Origin of the sequence: Allokutzneria sp. NRRL B-24872 (genome assembly GCF_002155965.1) — a bacterium.
Classification (GTDB): domain Bacteria; phylum Actinomycetota; class Actinomycetes; order Mycobacteriales; family Pseudonocardiaceae; genus Allokutzneria.
Window position 1 is genome coordinate 11,224 of sequence record NZ_MUMH01000086.1, and the last position, 22,436, is coordinate 33,659.

1 protein-coding gene is annotated in these 22,436 nt (G+C 69.5%); it reads left to right on the forward strand.

Going from position 1 to position 22,436, the window contains the following annotated elements:
- Nucleotides 1-226 precede the first annotated feature (226 nt).
- Nucleotides 227-22,435 carry a type I polyketide synthase gene (locus CCN37_RS41615; RefSeq protein WP_086824394.1) on the forward strand — a complete coding sequence of 7,403 codons (22,209 nt, stop codon included), beginning with the start codon at nt 227-229 and terminating at the stop codon, nt 22,433-22,435.
- Nucleotide 22,436: the final 1 nt, after the last annotated feature.

Consider the following 22,436-nt stretch of genomic DNA (forward strand, 5'->3'; position numbering starts at 1 on the left):
AACAGCACGTACTGGGATTTTCCCTACCAGCCGAAGAAGGACAACCTCTGCGGCGCTGGCGCGGCCGGGCGTGCTGGGAGTGGCTGAAACTTCCTCGTGGATAGTGCTCCGCTATCGCTAGGGGTTCCCCTAGAACCATTCTGAGGCCGCGCTGAACTGCGGAAGCGGTGGTTAGTGTCGCACCGATTCTGCTTTGTTGTTCACGCGTGGTTGGGTGGAGCGCATTATGGGCGAGTCCGGAATCAACGGGGCTGTGGACCGACAGGACTCCGGTGACGAGATCGCCGTCATCGGGCTCGCGTGTCGCCTGCCGGGGGCCTCCGGGCCCACCGCCTTCTGGCGCCTGCTCGCCGACGGCGTCGACGCCACGAGCGAGCCGCCCGCCGATCGCTGGGACGACTCCGCCCCGGCCCGGCGCGGCGGTTTCCTGGACCGGATCGACACCTTCGACGCGGGCTTCTTCGGCGTCTCACCTCGGGAAGCCGCCGCGATGGACCCGCAGCAGCGGCTCGTGCTCGAGCTGTGCTGGGAGGCGCTGGAGGACGCGCACCTGCGGCCGGAGTCGCTGCGCGGCACCCGCACGGCGGCCTTCGTCGGCGCGATCTGGGACGACTACGCCACCCTGGTGGGCCGTTCCGGTCGGGACGCGGTCTCCTCGCACACCGTCACCGGACTGCACAGGAGCATTCTCGCGAATCGCGTTTCCTATTTCCTCGGACTCACCGGACCGAGTTTCACCGTCGATTCCGGGCAATCCTCTTCGCTGGTCTCGGTGCACCTGGCCTGCGAGAGCCTGCGCAAGGGGGAATCGACCGTCGCGCTCGCCGGTGGGGTGAACCTGATCATCGCGCCGGAGAGCACGGAGCGGTCGGTGAAGTTCGGCGGCCTCTCCCCGGACGGCCGCTGTTTCACCTTCGACGAGCGCGCGAACGGCTACGCGCGCGGCGAGGGCGGTGGCGTCGTCGTGCTCAAGCCGCTCCCGGCCGCGCTGGCCGACGGCGACGACATCTACTGCGTGGTGCGCGGCGGCGCGGTCAACAACGACGGCGGTGGCGAAGGGCTCACCGTGCCGTCGCGGGTCGGCCAGGAAGAAGTCCTGTGGCTGGCCTACGAGCGCGCGCGGACCGACCCGGCCGAGGTCGGCTACGTGGAGCTGCACGGCACCGGCACCAGGGCCGGTGACCCGGTCGAGGCTGCGGCGCTGGGCGCGGTCCTCGGTGCGGCGCGCGACCCGGCCGATCCGCTGCTCGTGGGCTCGGTGAAGACCAACGTCGGCCACCTCGAAGGCGCCGCGGGCATCACCGGATTCCTCAAGGTCGCGCTCGCGCTGCGCAACCGCGCGCTGCCGCCGAGCCTGAACTTCCGCACCCCGAACCCCGATATTCCTTTGGAGGAGTTGAACCTCCGCGTCCGCACGGAGTTCGGCGAGTGGGAGCGCGCGCGGGTCGCCGGCGTCAGCTCGTTCGGCATGGGCGGCACGAACTGCCACCTCGTGCTCGCCGAGCCCCCGGCCGTGACGACCGAGGAGCCCCGCGATCCGGGCCTGGCTCCGGTGGCGCTGGCGTTGTCGGCCAAGACCGCCTCGGCACTGCCCGGCCAGGCCGCCGCGCTGGCCTCGCACCTGGCCGATTTCCGTGAAGTCGATCTAGCGTTCTCGTTGGCGACCACGCGCACGGCCTTCCCGCACAGGGCGGTTGTGGTTGGCGCGGACCGCACGGCCCTGCTGCGCGGACTGCGTGAGCTGAGCGACGGCGGCGCGGACGCCGGGCTGATCACTGGGCGCGTGCAGCCCGCCGCGCCGGTCGCGTTCCTGTTCTCCGGGCAGGGCTCTCAGCGTGCGGGCATGGGACGCGAGCTGTATGAGACCTTCCCGGAGTTCGCCTCGGCACTCGACGAGATCTGTCTGGAACTCGATCCCAGGTTGCCGCGGCCGTTGCGCGAGGTCATGTTCGCCGAGGGGGATCAGCTCGACCAGACGCTCTACACGCAGACCTCGCTGTTCGCGATCGAGGTCGCGCTGTTCCGGCTCCTGACGAGCTGGGGCGTCGCGCCGGACTACCTGATGGGGCACTCCGTCGGCGAGATCGCCGCCGCGCACGTCGCCGGGGCGCTCTCGCTGGCTGACGCGTGCGCGCTCGTCGCGGCTCGTGGCCAGCTCATGCAGGCGTTGCCGACGGGCGGCGCGATGGTCGCGGTCCAGGCCACCGAGGCCGAGGTCACGCCGCTGCTGACCGATGGCGTGGGGATCGCGGCGATCAACGGGCCCGCCTCGGTGGTGCTCTCGGGCTCGGAAGAGGCGGTGCTGGCGGTCGTCGCCCAGTTCGCGGACCGCAAGACCTCGCGGCTGAGGGTGTCGCACGCGTTCCACTCGCCGTTGATGGAGCCGATGCTGGAGGAGTTCTGGCGCGTCGCCGAAGGACTGACCTTCTCGCCTCCCCAGCTGCCGATCGTGTCCAATGTGGATGGTGAGATCGTCTCTGCGTACTCGGCGGAGTACTGGGTGCGCCACGTGCGGCAGGCGGTTCGCTTCAACGACGGCGTCGGCGCGCTGGCTTCGCACGGTGTCCGGACCTTCGTGGAACTCGGTCCCGGCGGTGTGCTCACCGCGCTCGCGCGTGGTTGCGTCTCCGGTGAGGCGCTGTTCGTGCCTTCCTTGCGCGCCAAGCAACCCGAGGCACACGCGGCGCTCTCCGCGCTGGCCTCCCTGCACGTTCACGGCATCGAGGTCGACCTGCCCGGCGTGTTCGCCTCACGCGGTGCGCGGCGGGTTCCGCTGCCGACGTATGCCTTCGAGCGGCGTAGGCACTGGCTTGACACGGCTTCCAGCACGGTCGTCTCGGCGGAGAGCGCGTCCAAGTTCCAGGACGCGGCCGCGGCGGAGAAGCTGGTGCGCGCGCACATCGCGGCCGTGCTCGGGCACTCGGACGCGGGCGAGGTCGACTCCGAGCTGACGTTCAAGGACCTCGGCTTCGACTCGCTGAGCGCCGTCGAGCTGCGGAACCGCTTGAGCGCGGCCACCGGGCTGAGTCTGCCAAGCGGACTGCTGTTCGACCACCCGACCCCCGACGCGCTGGCGCGCCACCTGCACGCATCGTCGCTCGGGCTTGAGTCCGATGTGGACACTGCCGTCGCGGCTGCGCCGGACGAGCCGATCGCGATCGTCGGGATGAGCTGCCGCCTGCCGGGCAGAGTGCGCTCCCCGGAGGACCTGTGGCGGCTCGTGGCCTCCGGTGGCGACGCCATCTCAGGCTTCCCCGACGACCGTGGCTGGGATGTCGGCTCAAGTGTGCGCCAGGGCGGCTTCCTGCACGACGCCGCGAACTTCGACGCGGCGTTCTTCGGCATCAGCCCGCGCGAGGCGACCGCGACCGACCCGCAGCAGCGTCTCGTCCTGGAGACCGCGTGGGAGGCGTTCGAGCACGCGGGCATCGTCCCGGCATCGTTGCGCGGCAGCCGTTCTGGCGTGTTCATCGGCGCGACCGCACAGGACTACGGACCCCGGTTGCACGATCCCGTCGAGGGCACCGAAGGGCTTCTGCTCACCGGCTCCTCGGCGAGCATCATCTCGGGCAGGGTTGCTTACACGCTCGGCCTCGAAGGCCCGGCGGTCACCGTGGACACGGCGTGCTCGTCGTCGCTGGTGGCGCTGCACTTGGCCGTGCAGTCGTTGCGCAGCGGTGAGTGCTCGCTGGCGCTCGCCGGTGGTGTGATGGTCATGTCCACACCGGGAATGTTCGTGGAGTTCGGGCACCAGGGCGGGCTGTCCCCGGACGGCCGGTGCAAGGCGTTCTCCGACAACGCTGATGGAACGGGGTGGTCCGAGGGCGTCGCGATCCTGTTGGTGGAGCGCCTGTCGGACGCTCGGCGCAACGGGCATGAAGTGCTTGCGGTCGTTCGTGGTTCGGCGGTGAATCAGGATGGTGCGTCGAATGGTTTGACGGCGCCGAATGGTCCTTCGCAGCAGCGGGTGATTCGTCAGGCGTTGGCTTCTGCTGGGTTGCGTCCGTCCGATGTGGACGCTGTTGAGGCTCATGGCACGGGCACGCGGCTCGGTGATCCGATCGAGGCCGAGGCGATCATCGCGACCTACGGCCGTGACCGCGCGCAGCCGCTGTGGCTCGGGTCGTTGAAGTCCAACATCGGGCACACGCAGGCCGCCGCCGGTGTGGCCGGTGTGATCAAGATGGTTCAGGCGATGCGTCACGGCGTGCTGCCGCAGACCCTGCACGTGGAGTCGCCTACGTCGCACGTGGACTGGTCCTCGGGCTCTGTGTCGCTGCTGACCTCGCAGGTGGAGTGGCCTTCGAGCGGTGCGCCGCGCCGGGCTGGCATCTCGTCGTTCGGCATCTCCGGCACCAATGCGCACGTCGTGATCGAACAGGCCGACCCCGTCGCGGAGCCCGCCTCCGCCCCGGTCCGTGGACCGGTGGCGTGGGTGCTGTCCGGCAAGACCGATGCGGCCGTTCGCGCTCAGGCCGCTCGGCTTGCGTCCTTTGTGGACTCCTCGGACTCTCCGGTCTCTCCGGCCGGTGTGGCGTTGTCATTGGCGACGACGCGGTCGGCGTGGGATCGGCGCGCGGTCGTGGTCGGCTCGTCGGTCGAAGAGCTGGTGGAGGGCCTGCGCTCCGTCGACGTGTCCTCCGTTCGCTCCGGCAAGACCGCGTTCGTGTTCTCCGGCCAGGGCTCGCAGCGGCTGGGTATGGGTGCGGAGCTGTTCGAGGCATATCCGGTGTTCGCGGCGACCTTTACGGAGGTCGTCGAGTACTTGACGGTGGACGTCAAGTCGCCTGATCTGGACCAGACCGGGACCGCGCAACCCGCTCTGTTCGCGCTCGAAGTGGCGTTGTTCCGGCTGCTGGAGTCGTGGGGTGTTCGGCCGGATCTGGTCGCCGGGCATTCGATCGGTGAGATTGCCGCTGCTCACGTTGCTGGTGTCCTGTCGCTGCCGGACGCGGCGGCTCTCGTTTCCGCTCGGGCCCGTCTGATGCAGGCGCTCCCGTCCGGCGGGGCGATGGTGGCGGTGCAGGCCTCTGAGGAGGAGGTGCTGCCGCTGCTGACGGATGGCGTGGGGATCGCGGCGATCAACGGGCCGGAGTCCGTTGTGGTGTCGGGTGCCGAGGACGCGGTGCTGGCTGTGGTCGCGCAGTTCGCGGGACGCAAGACCTCGCGGTTGAAGGTGTCGCATGCGTTCCACTCGCCGTTGATGGAGCCGATGCTGGAGGAGTTCGCGGCAGTCCTGGATGGGATCGAGTTCCAGGTTCCAGCGATTCCGATCGTCTCCACGCTGACCGGGTCGCTGGTGGAACGCTATTCCGCCGGGTACTGGGTTCAGCACGTGCGGGACTCGGTTCGGTTCGCGGACGGGGTGCGGACGCTGCACGCCGAGGGCGCTACGAAGTTCGTGGAGATCGGGCCGGGCGGAGTGCTCGCCGCGCTGGTGCAGGGCGTGCTGGACGACGCGGTCGCGGTGCCGGTGCTGCGCGCGGATCGCACGGAGCCGCACGCGATCACCTCGGCGCTGGGGCAGCTGCACGTGCACGGGGTTGGCGTCGACTGGGGCAAGGTCTACGCGGGCGCGCGCAGGGTCGACCTGCCGACGTACGCGTTCCAGCACGAGCGCTTCTGGCTCGACACGCCCCGCACAAGCGCTGCGCGGTCCACTGTGGACGATTGGCGTTACCGCGTCTCCTGGCACTCGGTCACCCTGCCTGCGGCGGTACCCGGCGGGCGCTGGCTGTTCGTCGCCGATGAGAACGCGTGGGCTGACGAGATCCGGGCCGGGCTCACCTCACACGGGGTCGACCTGGTGTCGCTTGCCCCGGCGGAATCCCGTGACGAGCTCGCGGCTCAACTCGTCGAGGCGGGAGCGGTTGCGGGCGTGGTCTTCGCGGCCGACTCGACCTGGGGGACGGCGCTGCTCACGCAGGCGATGGGCGACGCCGGACTTGACGCGCGATTGTGGTGCTTGACGACGGCCAACAGTCCCGAGGCTGCTCAGGTGTGGGGGCTGGGACGGGTCATCGCCTTGGAGCAGCCGGAGCGGTGGGGCGGGCTCGTCGACCTCCCGGCCGCTGTGGACTTCGCCGCGCTGGCCTCGGCGTTGGCGCAGAAAGAAGAGGACCAGCTCTCGCTCCGCGCGGAGGGCGTGTTCGGGCGCAGGCTCGTGCGCGCGCCGCGCGGCGGAGCGTCCACGGAGGACTGGAAACCACGCGGGACGGTGCTGATCACTGGTGGGACTGGGTCCCTCGGGGGACACGTCTCGCGGTGGCTCGCCGGGAACGGCGCTGAACACCTCCTGCTGACCAGCCGTCGTGGCCTGGACGCACCCGGTGCGGCGGAGCTCAAGGCAGAACTGGAAGAACGCGGCGTGGCTGTCACCGTCGCGGCCTGCGACGCGGCGGACCGCGAGGCGCTGGCCTCGCTGCTCGCCGAGCACCCGGTGAACGCGGTGGTGCACGCGGCGGGCGTGCTCGACGACGGGCTGGTCGAGTCGCTGACGGCGGAGCGCCTGGCGAACGTGCTGCGCCCGAAGGTGAACGCGGCGATCAACCTGCACGAGCTGACCAGCGATCTTGACGCGTTCGTGCTGTTCTCCTCGATGGTCGGCGTGTGGGGCAACGGCGGCCAGGGCGCTTACGCCGCCGCGAACGCCTTCCTGGACGCGCTCGCGGAACAGCGGCGCGCTGACGGGCTGCCCGCGCTGGCGATCGCATGGGGCGCTTGGGCCGACGGCGGCATGGCGGACGGCGCGATCGGCGAGCACCTGCGCCGGCGCGGTGTGCGTGGAATCGCCGCAGCTCCAGCGCTTTCTGCGCTCTCCGGTGCCTTGAGCGCGGGCGAGTCCACGGTCACCGTCGCCGACGTGGAGTGGGAGCGGTTCGTTCCCGCGTTCGTGACGACTCGGCCGTGCCCGCTGCTGCGCGGTGTCCCAGAGGCGCGCGAGATCCTTGACCGGCGCGCTCCGGCCGTTGATCTTCCAGTGTCGGAGCTGGCCGCGCGGTTGGCCCGCGTCTCCCAGGCCGAGCAGGAGCGCCTGCTGCTGAACCTGGTGGAGGAGCAGGCCGTCACGGTGCTCGGCCTCTCCGGCAGCGCTTCCCTTGACCCTGAAGGGACTTTCCGCGAAGCCGGGTTCGAGTCGCTGACCGCGATCGAGCTGCGCAACCGGCTCGCGGCCGCGACCGGGTTGACGCTGTCCGCGACGCTGGTCTTCGACTACCCGACGCCGACCGCGCTGATCGGTCACCTGCGCGCGGAACTGCTGGGCGAAGGCACCGCCGTGGAGTCCGTCGCCACCGTGGCCGCCTCCGATGAGCCGATCGCGATCGTGGCGATGAGCTGCCGTTTCCCCGGTGGCGTGGAGTCGCCGGAGGAACTGTGGGAGCTGCTGATCTCCGGGCGCGACGCGGTGACCGGCTTCCCCGAGAACCGCGGGTGGGACACGGCCGCGCTCTACGACCCGGACCCTGACCGCTCCGGCAAGACCTACTCGTGCGACGGCGGGTTCATCGACAGCGCAGACCGTTTCGACGCGGCGCTGTTCGGGATCTCGCCCCGCGAAGCGCTCGCCATGGACCCGCAGCAACGCCTGCTGCTGGAGACCGCGTGGGAGACGTTCGAGCGCGCCGGGATCGATCCGATGTCCGTTCGCGGGCACCGCACCGGCGTGTTCATCGGCACCAACGGCCAGGACTACGCGAGCGGGATGCGCCGGGCGCCGGAGGAGATCGAGGGCTACCTGCTGACCGGCAAGGCCGCCTCGGTGGTGTCCGGTCGCCTTTCCTACGCCTTCGGGCTCGAAGGCCCCGCGCTGACCGTCGACACCGCGTGCTCGTCTTCGTTGGTGGCGCTGCACTTGGCGGCTCAGGCTCTGCGCAACGGCGAGTGCACGATGGCGTTGGCCGGTGGCGTCACCGTCATGACCACGCCCAACATGTTCGTCGAGTTCTCCCGGCAGCGCGGGCTGTCCCCGAACGGCCGCTGCAAGGCTTTCGCTGAGGGTGCTGACGGCACCGGTTGGGGCGAGGGCGTCGGCCTGCTGTTGGTGGAGCGGCTGTCGGACGCGGTGCGTAACGGGCATGAAGTCCTTGCTGTGGTGCGAGGTTCGGCGGTGAATCAGGATGGTGCGTCGAACGGTTTGACGGCGCCGAACGGTCCTTCGCAGCAGCGGGTGATCCGCCAGGCGTTGGCGTCGGCAGGGTTGCGTCCATCCGATGTGGACGCTGTCGAAGCGCACGGCACGGGTACCAAGCTCGGTGATCCCATTGAGGCGCAGGCACTTCTGGCCACGTACGGCCAGGATCGGTCGGAGCCGCTGTGGTTGGGGTCGATCAAGTCGAACATCGGCCACACGCAGGCCGCCGCTGGCGTTGCCGGTGTGATCAAGATGGTGCAGGCCATGCGTCACGGCGTGCTGCCTCCGACCTTGCACGTGGACTCACCGACGTCTCATGTCGACTGGGCTTCCGGCGCGGTGTCGCTGCTGACTTCTCAGGTTGAATGGCCTTCGCGGGACGGCGCTCGCCGGGCTGGCATCTCTTCGTTCGGTATCTCTGGAACCAACGCACATGTGATCGTGGAGGAAGGGCCTGCTTCCACGGAGGTGCCGTCGTCGGCTGGTGACGCGGTCGTGCCATGGGTTCTCTCGGGCAAGACTGAGGCCGCAGTGCGTGCGCAGGCCGCTCGCCTGCTGTCCGTTGTGGACGGTCATCACCCGGCTGACGTGGGCTTCTCGCTCGCTTCCACGCGCGCGGGGTTGGACTACCGCGCTGCTGTCGTTGGGGAGACCCGGGCTGAGCTGATCGCCGGTGTGCGGGCTCTCGCGGAGGGCTCCGGTTCGGTCGTCCGGAGTGGCCAGGGCAAGGTCGCGTTCGTGTTCTCCGGTCAGGGTTCGCAGCGGCTGGGGATGGGCTCGGAGCTGTTCGAGGCGTATCCGGTTTTCGCGGCTGCCTTTACGGAGGTCGTCAAGTACTTGGCGGTGGACGTCAAGTCGCCTGATCTGGATCAGACGGGGGTCGCACAGCCCGCTCTGTTCGCTCTTGAGGTGGCGCTGTTCCGGTTGTTGGAGTCGTGGGGTGTTCGGCCGGATGTTGTGGCCGGACATTCGATTGGTGAGATCGCAGCTGCTCACGTTGCTGGTGTCTTGTCGTTGGAGGATGCGGCGGCTCTGGTTTCGGCTCGGGCTCGGTTGATGCAGGCGTTGCCCACGGGCGGGGCGATGGTGGCGGTGCAGGCCTCCGAGGACGAGGTGCTGCCGCTGCTCACGCCCGGCGTGGGGATCGCGGCGATCAACGGACCGCAGTCGGTGGTGATCTCCGGCGATGAGATCGCGGTCGCGGAGATCGCGTCGGCGTTCGCCGAGCAGGGCCGGAAGACCTCGCGGTTGAAGGTGTCGCACGCGTTCCACTCGCCGTTGATGGAGCCGATGCTGGCGGAGTTCGCGGCTGCTCTCTCCGGACTGACGTTCAACGAGCCTGAGCTTCCGATCGTCTCGACACTGACCGGGTCCGTGGTGGAACGCTATTCCATTGGGTACTGGGTTCAGCACGTGCGGGAGGCGGTGCGCTTCGCGGACGGAGTTCGGACACTGCACGAGCGTGGTGTCACGCGATTCGTCGAGGTGGGGCCGGGCGGTGTGCTGAGCGCACTCGTGCAGGGCGTGCTCGAAGACGTGGTGACGGTGCCGACGCTGCGCGCCGACCGGCCGGAGCCGCATGCGGTCACGACCGCGCTGGGCGAGCTGTACGCGAACGGCGTCCGCCCCGAGTGGACAGCCGTGTTCCCCGGAGCGCGGACGGTCGAGCTGCCGACGTACGCGTTCCAGCGCGAGCGCTTCTGGCTGGCCACGAACTCCGCCGTGGGCGACATGCGCGCGGTCGGCTTGCAGGAGACCGGACACGCGTTGCTCGGCGCCGTGGCCACCTTGGCGGACAACGACGGGCGCGTGCTGTCGGGCAGCCTCTCCCTCGACTCGCATCCATGGCTCGCGGACCACACCGTGGGCGGCGTCGTGGTGGTACCCGGTACCGCCATCATGGAACTCGCGATCACCGCGGCCGACGCGGTGGGGTGCACGACGGTGGACGAGCTGGCGTTGGAAGCCCCGCTCGTCCTGCCACGCCGGGGAAGCGTGGCGTTGCAGGTGCTCGTCGGAGCCGAGGAAGCTGATGGCCGTCGCTCCGTGTCCGTGCACTCGCGGGCCGACGAGGAGCGGCCGTGGGTGCGCAACGCCTCCGGTGTTCTGTCCATTGTGGACGCAGTTGAGGGCGATCTTGCGGAGTGGCCACCCGCAGGCGAGAGCATTGATGTGTCGGGCTTCTACGAGCGGCTGGCGGACATGGGGCTGGACTACGGCCCGGCGTTCCGCGGCTTGCGAGCGGCGTGGCGGACAGCTGACGCCTTCTACGCCGAGATCGAAGTGCCCGACCCGCAAGGCGACTTCGGGCTGCACCCGGCGTTGTTCGACGCCGCGCTGCACGCCGTGTGGCTCGGCGCGATCGAGCCGGACGCGAACGGGCGCGGGCTTCTGCCGTTCGCGTGGAGCGGCGTTCGGCTGAGCGCGGCGGGCGCGACGACCTTGCGTGTCAAGGTGACGCGCGAAAGCGCTGACACCGTGTCACTGGTGCTCGGTGACGGTGTGGGCGAGCCTGTGGCCACTGTGGACGGTCTGACCCTGCGACCCTTTGCGGCCGAAGGGTTGCGCGAGGCGTCGACGGACTCGCTGTACGGCGTGGAGTGGATGCCGATCACGGTCGCTCCGGCTGCTGACCGGCCGAACTGGGCGGTGCTCAGCGACAGCCTGCACCTCGCGGAAACACTGGCCGACGCGGGCATTTCCGTCGTGCCCTACACCGACGAGGGCGATCACGAGGTTGTTCTCGTGGCCTGCCCGGCGGGGACCAGCTCCAACACCGCCGAGCGGGTGCGGCAGTCCACGGCGCGCACGCTGGAGCTGCTCCAGTGGTGGCTGTCCGAGGAGCGTTCGGCTCGCCTGGCCATCGTCACCGCCGCGCACGACATCGCGCAGGCCGCGGTGTGGGGACTCGTGCGCTCGGCGCAGACGGAGAACCCGGACCGCGTTCTGCTCATCGACGTTGACGACGCGGTGGAGTCCGTGCTCGCGCTGCCCGGCGTGATCGCTTCCGGCGAGCAGCAGGTGGCTGTGCGCGAGGGCGAGGTCCGCGTGCCGAGGCTCGGCAGGATCACACCGGGTGCGCAGCCCCAGGAGTTCGGCAGCGGCACCGTGCTGGTGACCGGCGCTTCGGGCGGGCTCGGCGGGCTCATCGCCAAGCATCTCGTGACGCAGCACGGAGTTCGGCGCCTCCTGCTGGTCAGCAGGCGTGGTGGCGAGGCTCCGGGCGCGGTGACGCTGGCGGCCGAACTGACCGCACGCGGCGCCGACGTGACGTGGGCCGCCTGCGACGTCGGGGACCGGGAAGCGGTGGCCTCGCTGCTGACCGGGCACGAGCTGTCCGCCGTCGTGCACGTCGCCGGCGTGCTGGACGACGGCGTCATCGGCTCGCTCACCGCCGAGCGCCTGACCAGCGTGTTCCGGCCGAAGATCGACGCCGCGCTGAACCTGCACGAGCTGACCAGCGAGCTCTCGGCGTTCGTGATGTTCTCCTCCGTCGCGGGCACGCTCGGCACGCCGGGGCAGGGCAACTACGCGGCGGCCAACTCCTTCCTCGACGCGCTCGCCGAGCTGCGCCGGGAGGAGGGGCTGCCCGGGACCTCGCTCGCGTGGGGCCTGTGGGAGCAGGAGAGCGCGATGGCCGGGACGCTCGGCCAGGCCGACATCACCCGCATCCGCCGCATGGGCATCGCGGCGATCCAGGAAGAGGAGGGCCTGCGCCTCTTCGACGCCGCGCTCGCCGCGGAGAACGCCGTCGTCGTGCCCGTGCGACTGGACACCAGCGTTTTCCAAGGTGGCGCAACGATTCCGCCGCTCCTGCGCAAGGTCGTGCGCGGCGTTGCGCGTCGGACCGCGAAGGCTGCCACCGTTGTTTCCGGGCTCGCCGGACGGCTGGCTGGCCTGTCGGCTGAGCAGCGCGCGGACGCCGTTCTGGAGCTGGTTCGCGCCGAGGTCGCCGCGGTGCTCGGGCACGCCGACGCGGTGTCTATTGGCACCGAGAACTCATTCCGCGACATCGGGTTCGACTCGCTGACGTCCGTCGAGCTGCGCAACCGGCTCAACGCCGCGACGGGGATGCGGCTGCCCGCCACGCTGGTGTTCGACCACCCCTCGCCGGGTGCGCTCGCGCGGTTCCTCGACGCGGACACGGCCGTTTCGGACAAGCCCGTGGTGGTGAAGGCGGCTACCGACGAGTCGATCGCGATCGTGGGCATGGCGTGCCGTTACCCGGGTGGTGTGCGGTCGCCGGAAGACTTGTGGCGCTTGGTGTTCTCCGGTCGGGACGCGGTGTCAGGTTTCCCCGAGGACCGTGGTTGGGACGTGGAGAATCTCTACGATCCCGATCCGGAACAGTGGGGCAAGAGCTACACCCGCGAGGGCGGATTCCTCTACGACGCGGCCGATTTCGACGCCGGGTTCTTCGGGATCTCTCCTCGTGAAGCGCTGGCGATGGACCCGCAGCAGCGGTTGTTGCTGGAGACGTCGTGGGAGGCGTTCGAGCGCGCGGGGATCGACCCGGTTTCCTTGCGGGGAAGCCAAACCGGAGTGTTCGCCGGAGTGATGTACCACGACTACGGCGGGCGGGTGCGGACCTCGCCGGAGGGCCTTGAGGGCTACCTCATCAACGGCAGCGCGGGAAGCGTCGCGTCCGGCCGCGTGGCCTACACGTTCGGGCTTGAAGGCCCGGCGGTCACTGTGGACACGGCGTGCTCGTCGTCGTTGGTGGCGTTGCACTTGGCGGCTCAGGCTCTGCGCAACGGTGAGTGCTCGATGGCGCTCGTCGGTGGCGTCACGGTGATGGCGAGCCCGGCGGTGTTCGTCGAGTTCAGCCGTCAGCGCGGTCTCGCGGCAGACGGTCGGTGCAAGGCGTTCTCCGAGGGCGCGGACGGCACAGGTTGGGCTGAGGGCGCGGGCATGCTGCTCGTCGAGCGGCTGTCCGACGCTGTGCGCAACGGGCACGAAGTCCTTGCTGTGGTACGGGGTTCGGCCGTGAACCAGGACGGCGCGTCGAACGGTTTGACGGCGCCGAATGGTCCTTCGCAGCAGCGGGTGATTCGCCAGGCGTTGGCTTCGGCTGGCCTGGATCCGTCCGATGTGGACGCTGTGGAGGCGCACGGGACGGGCACGCGGCTCGGTGATCCGATCGAGGCGCAGGCGCTGATCGCGACCTACGGCAAGGATCGTGCGGAGCCGTTGTGGTTGGGGTCGTTGAAGTCGAACATCGGGCACTCGCAGGCGGCTGCTGGTGTTGGTGGTGTGATCAAGATGGTGATGGCGTTGCGCAACGGGGTGTTGCCGCAGACGCTGCACATCGAAGAGCCGTCCTCGCACGTGGACTGGTCGGCGGGCGATGTCCAGCTGCTGACCGAGCAGGTGCCGTGGCCCTCGGTGAACCGGCCGCGGCGCGCTGGTGTGTCGTCGTTCGGGGTCTCCGGAACCAACGCGCACGTCATCTTGGAGCAGGCCGCTCCCGTTGTCTCCCGGGCTGCGGCGAAGGCGGTCGGACCGGTGCCGTGGGTGATCTCCGCTCGCGACGCCGAGGCCGTGCGGGAGAGCGCACGCCAGCTTCTGTCCTTTGTGGACTCGGCCGATCCGGCTGATGTCGGTATCTCGTTGGCGACCACGCGGTCTGTGATGGACCACCACGCCGTCGTCGCTGGTGATCTTCGCGGCGGCCTGGAGGCACTGGTGTCCGGCTCGGCGCCCGTCAGCGCTGCTGTGAGCGGCAAGCTCGGCTTCCTGTTCTCCGGCCAGGGCTCGCAGCGCGTGGGCATGGGTCAGGAGCTGTTCGACACGTATCCGGTGTTCGCGGCCGCTTGGACGGAGGCCGTCAAGTACTTGACGGTGGACGTCAAGTCGCCTGATCTGGATCAGACCGGCAATGCGCAGCCTGCTCTGTTCGCGCTTGAAGTGGCGTTGTTCCGGTTGTTGGAGTCGTGGGGTGTTCGGCCCGATGTTGTCGCGGGCCACTCCATCGGTGAGATCGCTGCTGCTCATGTGGCTGGTGTTCTGTCGTTGGAGGACGCGGCGGTTCTGGTTTCGGCTCGGGCTCGGTTGATGCAGGCTCTGCCCTCCGGTGGGGCGATGGTGGCGGTGCAGGCGTCTGAGGACGAGGTGCTGCCGCTGTTGACCGAAGGTGTGGGGATTGCGGCGATCAACGGACCTACCTCCGTTGTTCTGTCCGGTGACGAGGACGCGGTCCAGGGGGTTGTTGCGCAGTTCTCGGATCGGAAGTCGTCGCGGTTGAAGGTGTCGCACGCGTTCCATTCGCCGTTGATGGAGCCGATGCTGGCGGAGTTCGCTGCGGTACTGGAAGGTATCGAGTTCCGGTCGCCTGGGATTCCGATCGTCTCGACACTGACCGGGTCTGTGGTGGAACGCTATTCCGCCGGGTACTGGGTCCAGCACGTGCGGGACTCGGTTCGGTTCGCGGATGGCGTGCGGACGATGCGCTCTCGTGGCGTCACCAAGTTCGTTGAGGTGGGGCCGGGTGGTGTGCTGAGTGCGCTGGTGCAGGGCGTGCTCGACGATGTGGCCGCGATCCCGCTGCTGCGCGCCGACCGGCCGGAGCCGGAGGCGATCGCCACGGCCATCGGGCAGGCGCACGCACACGGAGTGCGAGTGGACTGGAGCGCGTTCGGCGGCGCGAAGATCGACCTGCCGACCTACGCCTTCCAGCGGGAGCGGTTCTGGCTCGACGCGCCGCAGGACCGCGGCGACGTGCGCGAAGCCGGTTTGGGCTCGGCCGATCACCCGATGCTCGGCGCGGCGACGATCACCGCCGACAGCGGGGGAGTGCTGCTGACCGGCCGCGTGTCGCTGCGCACCCACCCGTGGCTCGCCGACCACGTGGTCAACGGCGTGGTCGTCCTGCCGGGGACCGCGTTCGTCGAGCTGGCGGTGCGCGCGGGTGAGGAGGTCGGCTGCGGCACGATCGAGGACCTGACCCTCGAAGTCCCGTTGGTGCTGCCGGAGAACGACGGCGTGGCGCTCCAGGTCTCGGTGAGCACGGAGGAGAACGGCCGTCGTGACCTCGCCCTCTACTCGTCGGTCGACGGCACCACGTGGGTGCGTCATGCGACCGGCGCGCTGACTTCGCAGGCCACTCAGGTCGACGCGAGCTTCACCGTCGAGAACGCCGAAGTGGTTGATCTGGAAGGGTTCTACGACGACTTCGCCTCACGCGGGTTGGTGTACGGCCCGGCTTTCCAGGGCTTGCGCTCGGTGTGGCGCGACGGCGAGGACGTGTTCGCCGAGGTCGAGATCGACGACCAGGAGGACTACGCGGTCCACCCGGCGCTGCTGGACGCGGCGCTGCACGCGCTCGCCGCTGGCGGGCTGGTCACGCTCGACGATGGCCCGGTACTTCCGTTCGCGTGGGCCGGTGTGACCGTCCACGCGGGTGGGGCGAGCGCTGTGCGCGTCAAGCTCGCGCGCGCTGGAGCCGACTCCGTGTCGCTGGTCGCCGTCGACGCGGCCGGGGACCTCGTGGTTTCAGTCGAGTCGTTGACGCTTCGGGCTGTGCGTGTGGACCAGTTGCGGACTCGCGCGGAGTCGCTGTACGAGCCTCGATGGACTCCGTTCGCCGGATCGTCGACTGAGGACCTCGCGGTTGAGACCCTGGACCTGTCGGTACTCGGTTCCTTGGAGACGATGCCTGAGGTCGTGGTGGCGTCGTGCCCGACCGGCGAAGCCACGGCGAGCGGGATTCGTGAAGTCGCCGGTGCGGTCCTGGCCGCGCTGCAAACCTGGCTGACTGGGGAGCACACCTCGCGGCTGGTGCTCGTGACGAGGCCCGGAGACCTCGCGCACGCGGCGGTGCACGGGCTCGTCCGCACGGCGCAGTCGGAGAACCCTGACCGATTCGTGCTGGTGGAAGCCGAGAACACGGCCGAGGTGCTTCCCGTCCTGCCGAGCTTGATCGCGGCGGGCGAGCCGGAAGCCGCCGTGCGCGATGGAGAAGTCTTCGTTCAGCGCCTGGCGAAGGTCGACGCGGACGCTGGGACGCCGGACTTCGGCACGGGAACGGTCCTGCTGACCGGAGCCGGCGGTGCGCTGGGCGGAGTGATCGCGCGGCACCTCGTCGCTTCGCACGGCGTTCGGGAACTGCTGCTGGTGAGCCGTCGCGGGGTGACTGCCCCCGGCGCGGCCGAGCTGGCAGCGGACCTCGTCGAAGCCGGCGCCAGCGTCGCGTGGGCGGCGTGCGATGTCGCGGATCGCGACGCGTTGGCTGACGTGCTCGCGGGGCACCGGTTGAGCGCCGTCGTGCACACCGCTGGGGTGCTGGATGACGGCGTGCTCGGCTCGCTGACACCGGAGCGGGTGAACGCGGTACTGCGTCCCAAGATGGACGCGGTGCTGAACCTGCACGAGCTGACCGAGGACCTGTCCGCGTTCGTGGTGTTCTCGTCGGTGTCGGGGATCTTCGGCAGCGCGGGCCAGGGTGCCTACGCCGCCGCGAACGCCTTCCTCGACGCCTTCGCCCAGCACCGGCGCGCGCAGGGGCTGGCCGCGACCTCGCTGGCGTGGGGCTTGTGGCAGCAGGGCAACGGCATGGCCGAGCGCCTGGACAGCGTGGACATGAACCGCCTCAAGCGGATGGGCCTCGTCGCGCTCTCCGCCGAGGAAGGTCTGCGTCTGTTCGACGCGGCGGTCGGCCTTGATCGTGCGGTGGTGGCGCCGGTGCGGCTCAGCACGGAGAAGCACCACGACGCCGTGCCCGCTGTGCTGCGCGGCCTGCTGCGCGCGACCCGGCGTGCCGCCCAGGCCCCCAAGGGTTCGTTGGGTGCGCGCCTTGCCGGGGTACCCAGTGCCGAACGGGATCGGGTTGCGCTCGAACTGGTGCGTACCGAGGTCGCGGCGGTGCTCGGGCACACCTCGACCAAGGCCGTTCAGGCTGGGAACGCGTTCCAGGACCTCGGGTTCGACTCGCTCACCTCGGTGGAGCTGCGCAACCGGTTGAACGCCGCGACGGGGCTTCGGCTGCCCGCCACGATGGTCTTCGACTACCCGACGCCAGGTGCGCTCGCGGGGTTCCTGATCCAGGAGGTACTTGGTGCCGCTGAGGAGCAGGTCGCTGTCGCGGTGAAGTCCGCGACCGATGAACCGATCGCGATCGTGGGCATGGCGTGCCGGTACCCGGGTGGTGTGCGGTCGCCGGAGGACTTGTGGCAGCTGGTGTTCTCCGGTGGCGACGCGATCTCCGGGTTCCCGGAGGACCGTGGCTGGGACGTCGAGAACCTGTACGACCCCGATCCTGACCGCTCCGGCAAGTCCTACGTCCGCGAAGGCGGGTTCCTGCACGGGGCCGCGGACTTCGACGCCGGGTTCTTCGGGATCTCTCCGCGTGAAGCGTTGGCTATGGACCCGCAGCAGCGGTTGCTGTTGGAGACGTCGTGGGAGGCGTTCGAGCGCGCGGGCATCGACCCGGTTTCTTTGCGGGGAAGCCAGGTCGGGGTGTTCGCCGGGGTCATGTACCACGACTACGGCTCCCGGGTGAAGGTGTCGCCGGAGGGCATGGACGCCTACCTCGGCAGCGGCAGCGCGGGCAGCATCGCCTCCGGACGCGTCGCGTACACGCTGGGCTTCGAAGGCCCCGCGCTGACCGTGGACACCGCGTGCTCGTCATCGCTGGTGGCACTGCACTTGGCGGCGCAGGCGCTGCGGACCGGGGAGTGCTCGATGGCACTCGTCGGCGGTGTCACCGTCATGGCGACGCCGTCCACGTTCATCGAGTTCAGCCGTCAGCGAGGTTTGTCCGTTGACGGGCGCTGCAAGGCCTTCGCGGAGGCGGCTGACGGTACGGGCTGGTCGGAGGGAGCGGGCATGCTCCTCGTGGAGCGCCTGTCCGATGCGCAGCGCAACGGGCACAACATCCTTGCTGTGGTGCGGGGAACCGCGATCAACTCCGATGGCGCGTCGAACGGTTTGACGGCGCCGAACGGTCCTTCGCAGCAGCGGGTGATCCGGCAGGCTCTGGCGAACGCGGGGCTCGCTCCGTCCGATGTGGACGCTGTGGAGGCGCACGGCACGGGCACGCGGCTCGGTGATCCGATCGAGGCGCAGGCGCTGATCGCGACCTACGGCAAGGATCGTGCGGAGCCGTTGTGGCTGGGTTCGTTGAAGTCGAACATCGGGCACTCGCAGGCGGCTGCTGGTGTTGGTGGTGTGATCAAGATGGTGATGGCGATGCGCAACGGAGTGCTGCCACAGACGCTGCACGTGGACGAGCCGTCCTCGCACGTGGACTGGACAGCTGGTTCGGTGCGGCTGCTGACGTCGGCTGTCGACTGGCCGTCGGGCACTGCTCCGCGCCGGGCGGGTGTGTCGTCGTTCGGGATCAGCGGCACCAACGCGCACGTGATCGTGGAGGACTACGCGAGCGATGCTGTCTCCGCACGTGTTGGCCGACCGGGTACGGGTGTCCCGCAAGACGCAGTGGAGCAGGCTCCGGCCAGCGCGGAGGCTTCTGGCGGTGCCGTGGAAGGTCCCGTGCCGTGGGTGTTGTCGGCCAAGGACTCGACGGCGGTGCGTGCTCAGGCGCGGCGGCTTCTGTCCTTTGTGGACGGTCAGGATGTGGTGGATGTCGGGCGGTCGCTGGCGACCACCCGTGCGACGTTGGAGCATCGGGCGGTTGTCACGGGCACTTCCGCGTCCGAGCTGATCGAGTCGTTGACCGCGCTCGCCGAGGGAACGCCGTCGAGCGCGGTCAGCCACGCCGCGCCGGAGAACCCCGGCAAGGTCGCGTTCGTCTTCTCCGGTCAGGGTTCGCAGCGGCTGGGGATGGGCCAGGAGCTGTTTGAGGCTTATCCGGTGTTCGCGGCGGCCTTTACGGAGGTCGTCGAGTACTTGACGGTGGACGTCAAGTCGCCTGATCTGGACCAGACGGGCATCGCGCAGCCTGCGTTGTTCGCGCTTGAGGTGGCGTTGTTCCGGTTGTTGGAGTCGTGGGGTGTTCGGCCGGATGTTGTGGCTGGGCATTCGATCGGTGAGATTGCTGCTGCTCATGTCGCTGGTGTCTTGTCGCTGAAGGATGCGGCGGCTCTCGTCAGCGCCCGGGCTCGGCTCATGCAGGCGCTCCCAGCTGGTGGGGCGATGGTGGCGGTGCAGGCTTCCGAGGAGGAAGTGCTGCCGCTGCTGACGGACGGTGTGGGGATCGCGGCTGTCAACGGGCCGTCCTCGGTTGTGCTGTCGGGGGATGAGGATGCGGTGCTGGCCGTGGTTGCGCAGTTCTCGGACCGGAAGACCTCGCGGTTGAAGGTGTCGCACGCGTTCCACTCGCCGTTGATGGAGCCGATGCTGGAGGAGTTCGCCGCAGTCCTAGATGGGATCGAGTTCCACGCTCCGGGGATTCCGATCGTGTCGACGCTGACCGGGGCCCTGGTGGAACGCTATTCCGTTGAGTACTGGGTTCAGCATGTGCGGGACTCGGTTCGGTTCGCGGACGCGGTGCGCACGCTGCACGCGGAAGGCGTCACGACGTTCGTCGAGGTGGGGCCTGGCGGCGTGCTGAGCGCGCTCGTGCAGGGCGTGCTGGACGACGTGGCGGCGATCCCGGTGCTGCGGGCCGACCGGCCGGAGCCGCAAGCGATCATCGGCGCGCTGGCCGAGGCGCACGTGCGCGGGGTCGACGTCGACTGGAGCACGTTCTTCCCCGGTGAGCGCACGCTCGACCTGCCGACCTACGCCTTCCAGTACGAGCGCTACTGGCTCGACGCGGACGACGGCCAGCCGACCGGACTCGGCCTCGAAACGACGGAGCACCCGCTGCTCGGCGCGACCGTCGCACTGCCGGGCAGTGGCGGGATCATGTTGATGGGCAAGGTATCGCTGCGTACGCACCCGTGGCTCGCCGATCACGTGGTCAACGGGCTGGCGATCTTGCCGGGGACCGCGTTCGTGGAGCTCGCGGTGCGGGCGGGCGACGAGGTCGGCTGCGCCCTGGTCGACGACCTGACCCTGGAAGCGCCCTTGGTGCTCTCGGAGAACGGCAGCGTCGCGCTCCAGGTGTGGGTCGGCGCGGAGGACGCCAACGGGCGTCGCGAGCTGGCCGTGCACTCCAGTGCTGAAAACGGGTCCTGGACGCGGCACGCCACGGGCTTCCTGAGCGACAAGACGGCCGCCGACGCCGAGGTCGGGCTGTGGCCGCCGCGCGCGGAAACCGTTGACCTGAGCGAGTTCTACGACGGCCTGGCGAGCAGCGGCCTGGCGTACGGACCTGCTTTCCAAGGCTTGCGCAGCGTGTGGCGCGGCGACGACGCGGTCTACGCCGAGGTCGAGATCGCGGAGCACGAGGACGCCTACGCGGTGCACCCCGCGCTGCTGGACTCAGCACTGCACGCCATCGCGGCCGGTGGGCTGATGGAGGTCGGCGCCGCGCCGCTGCTGCCCTTCGCGTGGGCTGGCGTGAGCGTCCGCGCATCCGGCGCTTCTTCCTTGCGCATCAAGGTGATCCGCCTCAGCGAGGACTCCGTGAAGCTGGTCGCCGCGGACAACGCGGGCGGGCTCGTCGTGGCGGTCGAGTCGCTGACGCTGCGGAAGGCTCCGGCGAAGCAGTTCCAGGGCTCCGGCGAGGGCGTGCTGCTCGGCCTGGACTGGCAGCCGGTCAACCTGCCCGAAGGGATGCCGCTCGACGTCCGCAAGTACTCGGGGCTCGCGTCGCTGACCGCCGAAACGGTGATGCCGGATGTGGTGATCACAGCATGTCCCGACGGAGGCGGCGCAGTGCAGCAGGCTGTCGCCGACACGCTCGCGCTGGCGCAGTGGTGGCTGGCGGAGGAGCGGTCCGCACGCCTGGTCGTGGTCGGCAAGGAAGGCGATCTCGCACACGCGGCGGCCTTCGGGTTGCTGCGGTCGGCGCAGTCGGAGAACCCCGATCGCATCGTGATCGTCGAAGCCGATGATCTCGACGCAGTGGTCGACGTGGCGCCCGCGCTCATCGAGGCGGGGGAGCACCAGACCGCCCTGCGTGACGGCCAGATCCTGGTGCCGCGCTTGGCGAAGCGGACCGCGGCACCGCTGGACGAGCCCGATCTCAGCGCCGGAAGCGTGCTGGTGACGGGTGCTTCCGGGGCGCTCGGCGGGCTGATCGCGCGGCACCTCGTGTCCGAGCGCGGTGTGCGCCACCTGCTGCTGGTGAGCAGGCGCGGAGCGGACGCCCCCGGTGCCGTCGAGCTGGAGGCGGAGCTGACCGCGTGGGGAGCCGAGGTCACGTGGGCGGCCTGCGACGTCAGCGACGGCGACGCGGTGGCCGAGCTGCTGGCCGACAAGGCGCTCAGCGCGGTCGTGCACACCGCCGGTGTTCTCGACGACGGAGTGCTGGGGTCGCTGACCCCGGAACGCCTGGAAACCGTGCTGCGGCCCAAGGTCGACGCGGCGGTGTACCTGCACAAGAACACCAAGGAAATGGGGCTCTCCGCATTCGTGTTGTTCTCGTCCTTCGCGGGAATCGTGGGGAGCGCGGGACAGGCCAGTTACTCGGCGGCGAATTCGTTCCTCGATTCGTTCGCGCGCCGTCTCCGTTCCGAGGGATATCCCGCGACTTCGCTGGCGTGGGGCGTGTGGGAGCAGACCGGTGCGATGACCGAGGGCCTCGCGGACGCGGATCTCGCGCGAATGGCCCGGAGTGGTGTGCTCCCGTTGGCGGTCGCGGACGCCCTGCGGCTGCTGGACGCGGCGCTCTCCAGTGACGAGGCGGTGCTCGCGCCGGTCCGGCTGGAGTCCTCGGCGCTGCGCGGGACGGTCGCCCCGGTGCTCCGCGGGCTGGCCAGGTCGGTGACCAGGCGCGCTGCCGCCGCGAAGGTCATCTCGCTGGCCGACCGGCTGGCGGGCGTGCGGGACGGGGAGCGGCGCAAGGTCGTCCTGGAGTTGGTGCTTGGTGAGGTCGCGGGCGTGCTCGGGCATTCCTCACCGCGCCGGATTCAGCCCTCGCAGGCTTTCCAGGACCTCGGATTCGACTCGCTGACCTCGGTGGAACTGCGGAACAGGCTGACCGCGGCGACCGGGCTGACGCTGCCCGCCACGCTGGTCTTCGACCACCCGAGCCCCGGCGTTCTCGCAGATCACGTGCTCGCGCAGGTCGGAGCCGGTACCGGGGTAGAGCTAGTGGAATCCCTACTTGCTGATCTCGATCGGGTGGAACAAGAATTGATGTCGAAGGTTCCGGATGAGGCGAGGGAGCGAATCACTTCCCGGCTCAGGGCGGTTCTTTCGGCAGTCGACGCACATGGTGGTGCACGTGCTGATCTCGAATCAGCGACGGATGAGGAAGTCTTCGATCTGATCGGTAAGGAGTTCGGGATCTCCTGAT

Bases quoted from the DNA above. Each gene is read 5' to 3' on its own strand.
- CCN37_RS41615 (WP_086824394.1), top strand. From the start codon at position 227: ATGGGCGAGTCCGGAATCAACGGGGCTGTGGACCGACAGGACTCCGGT.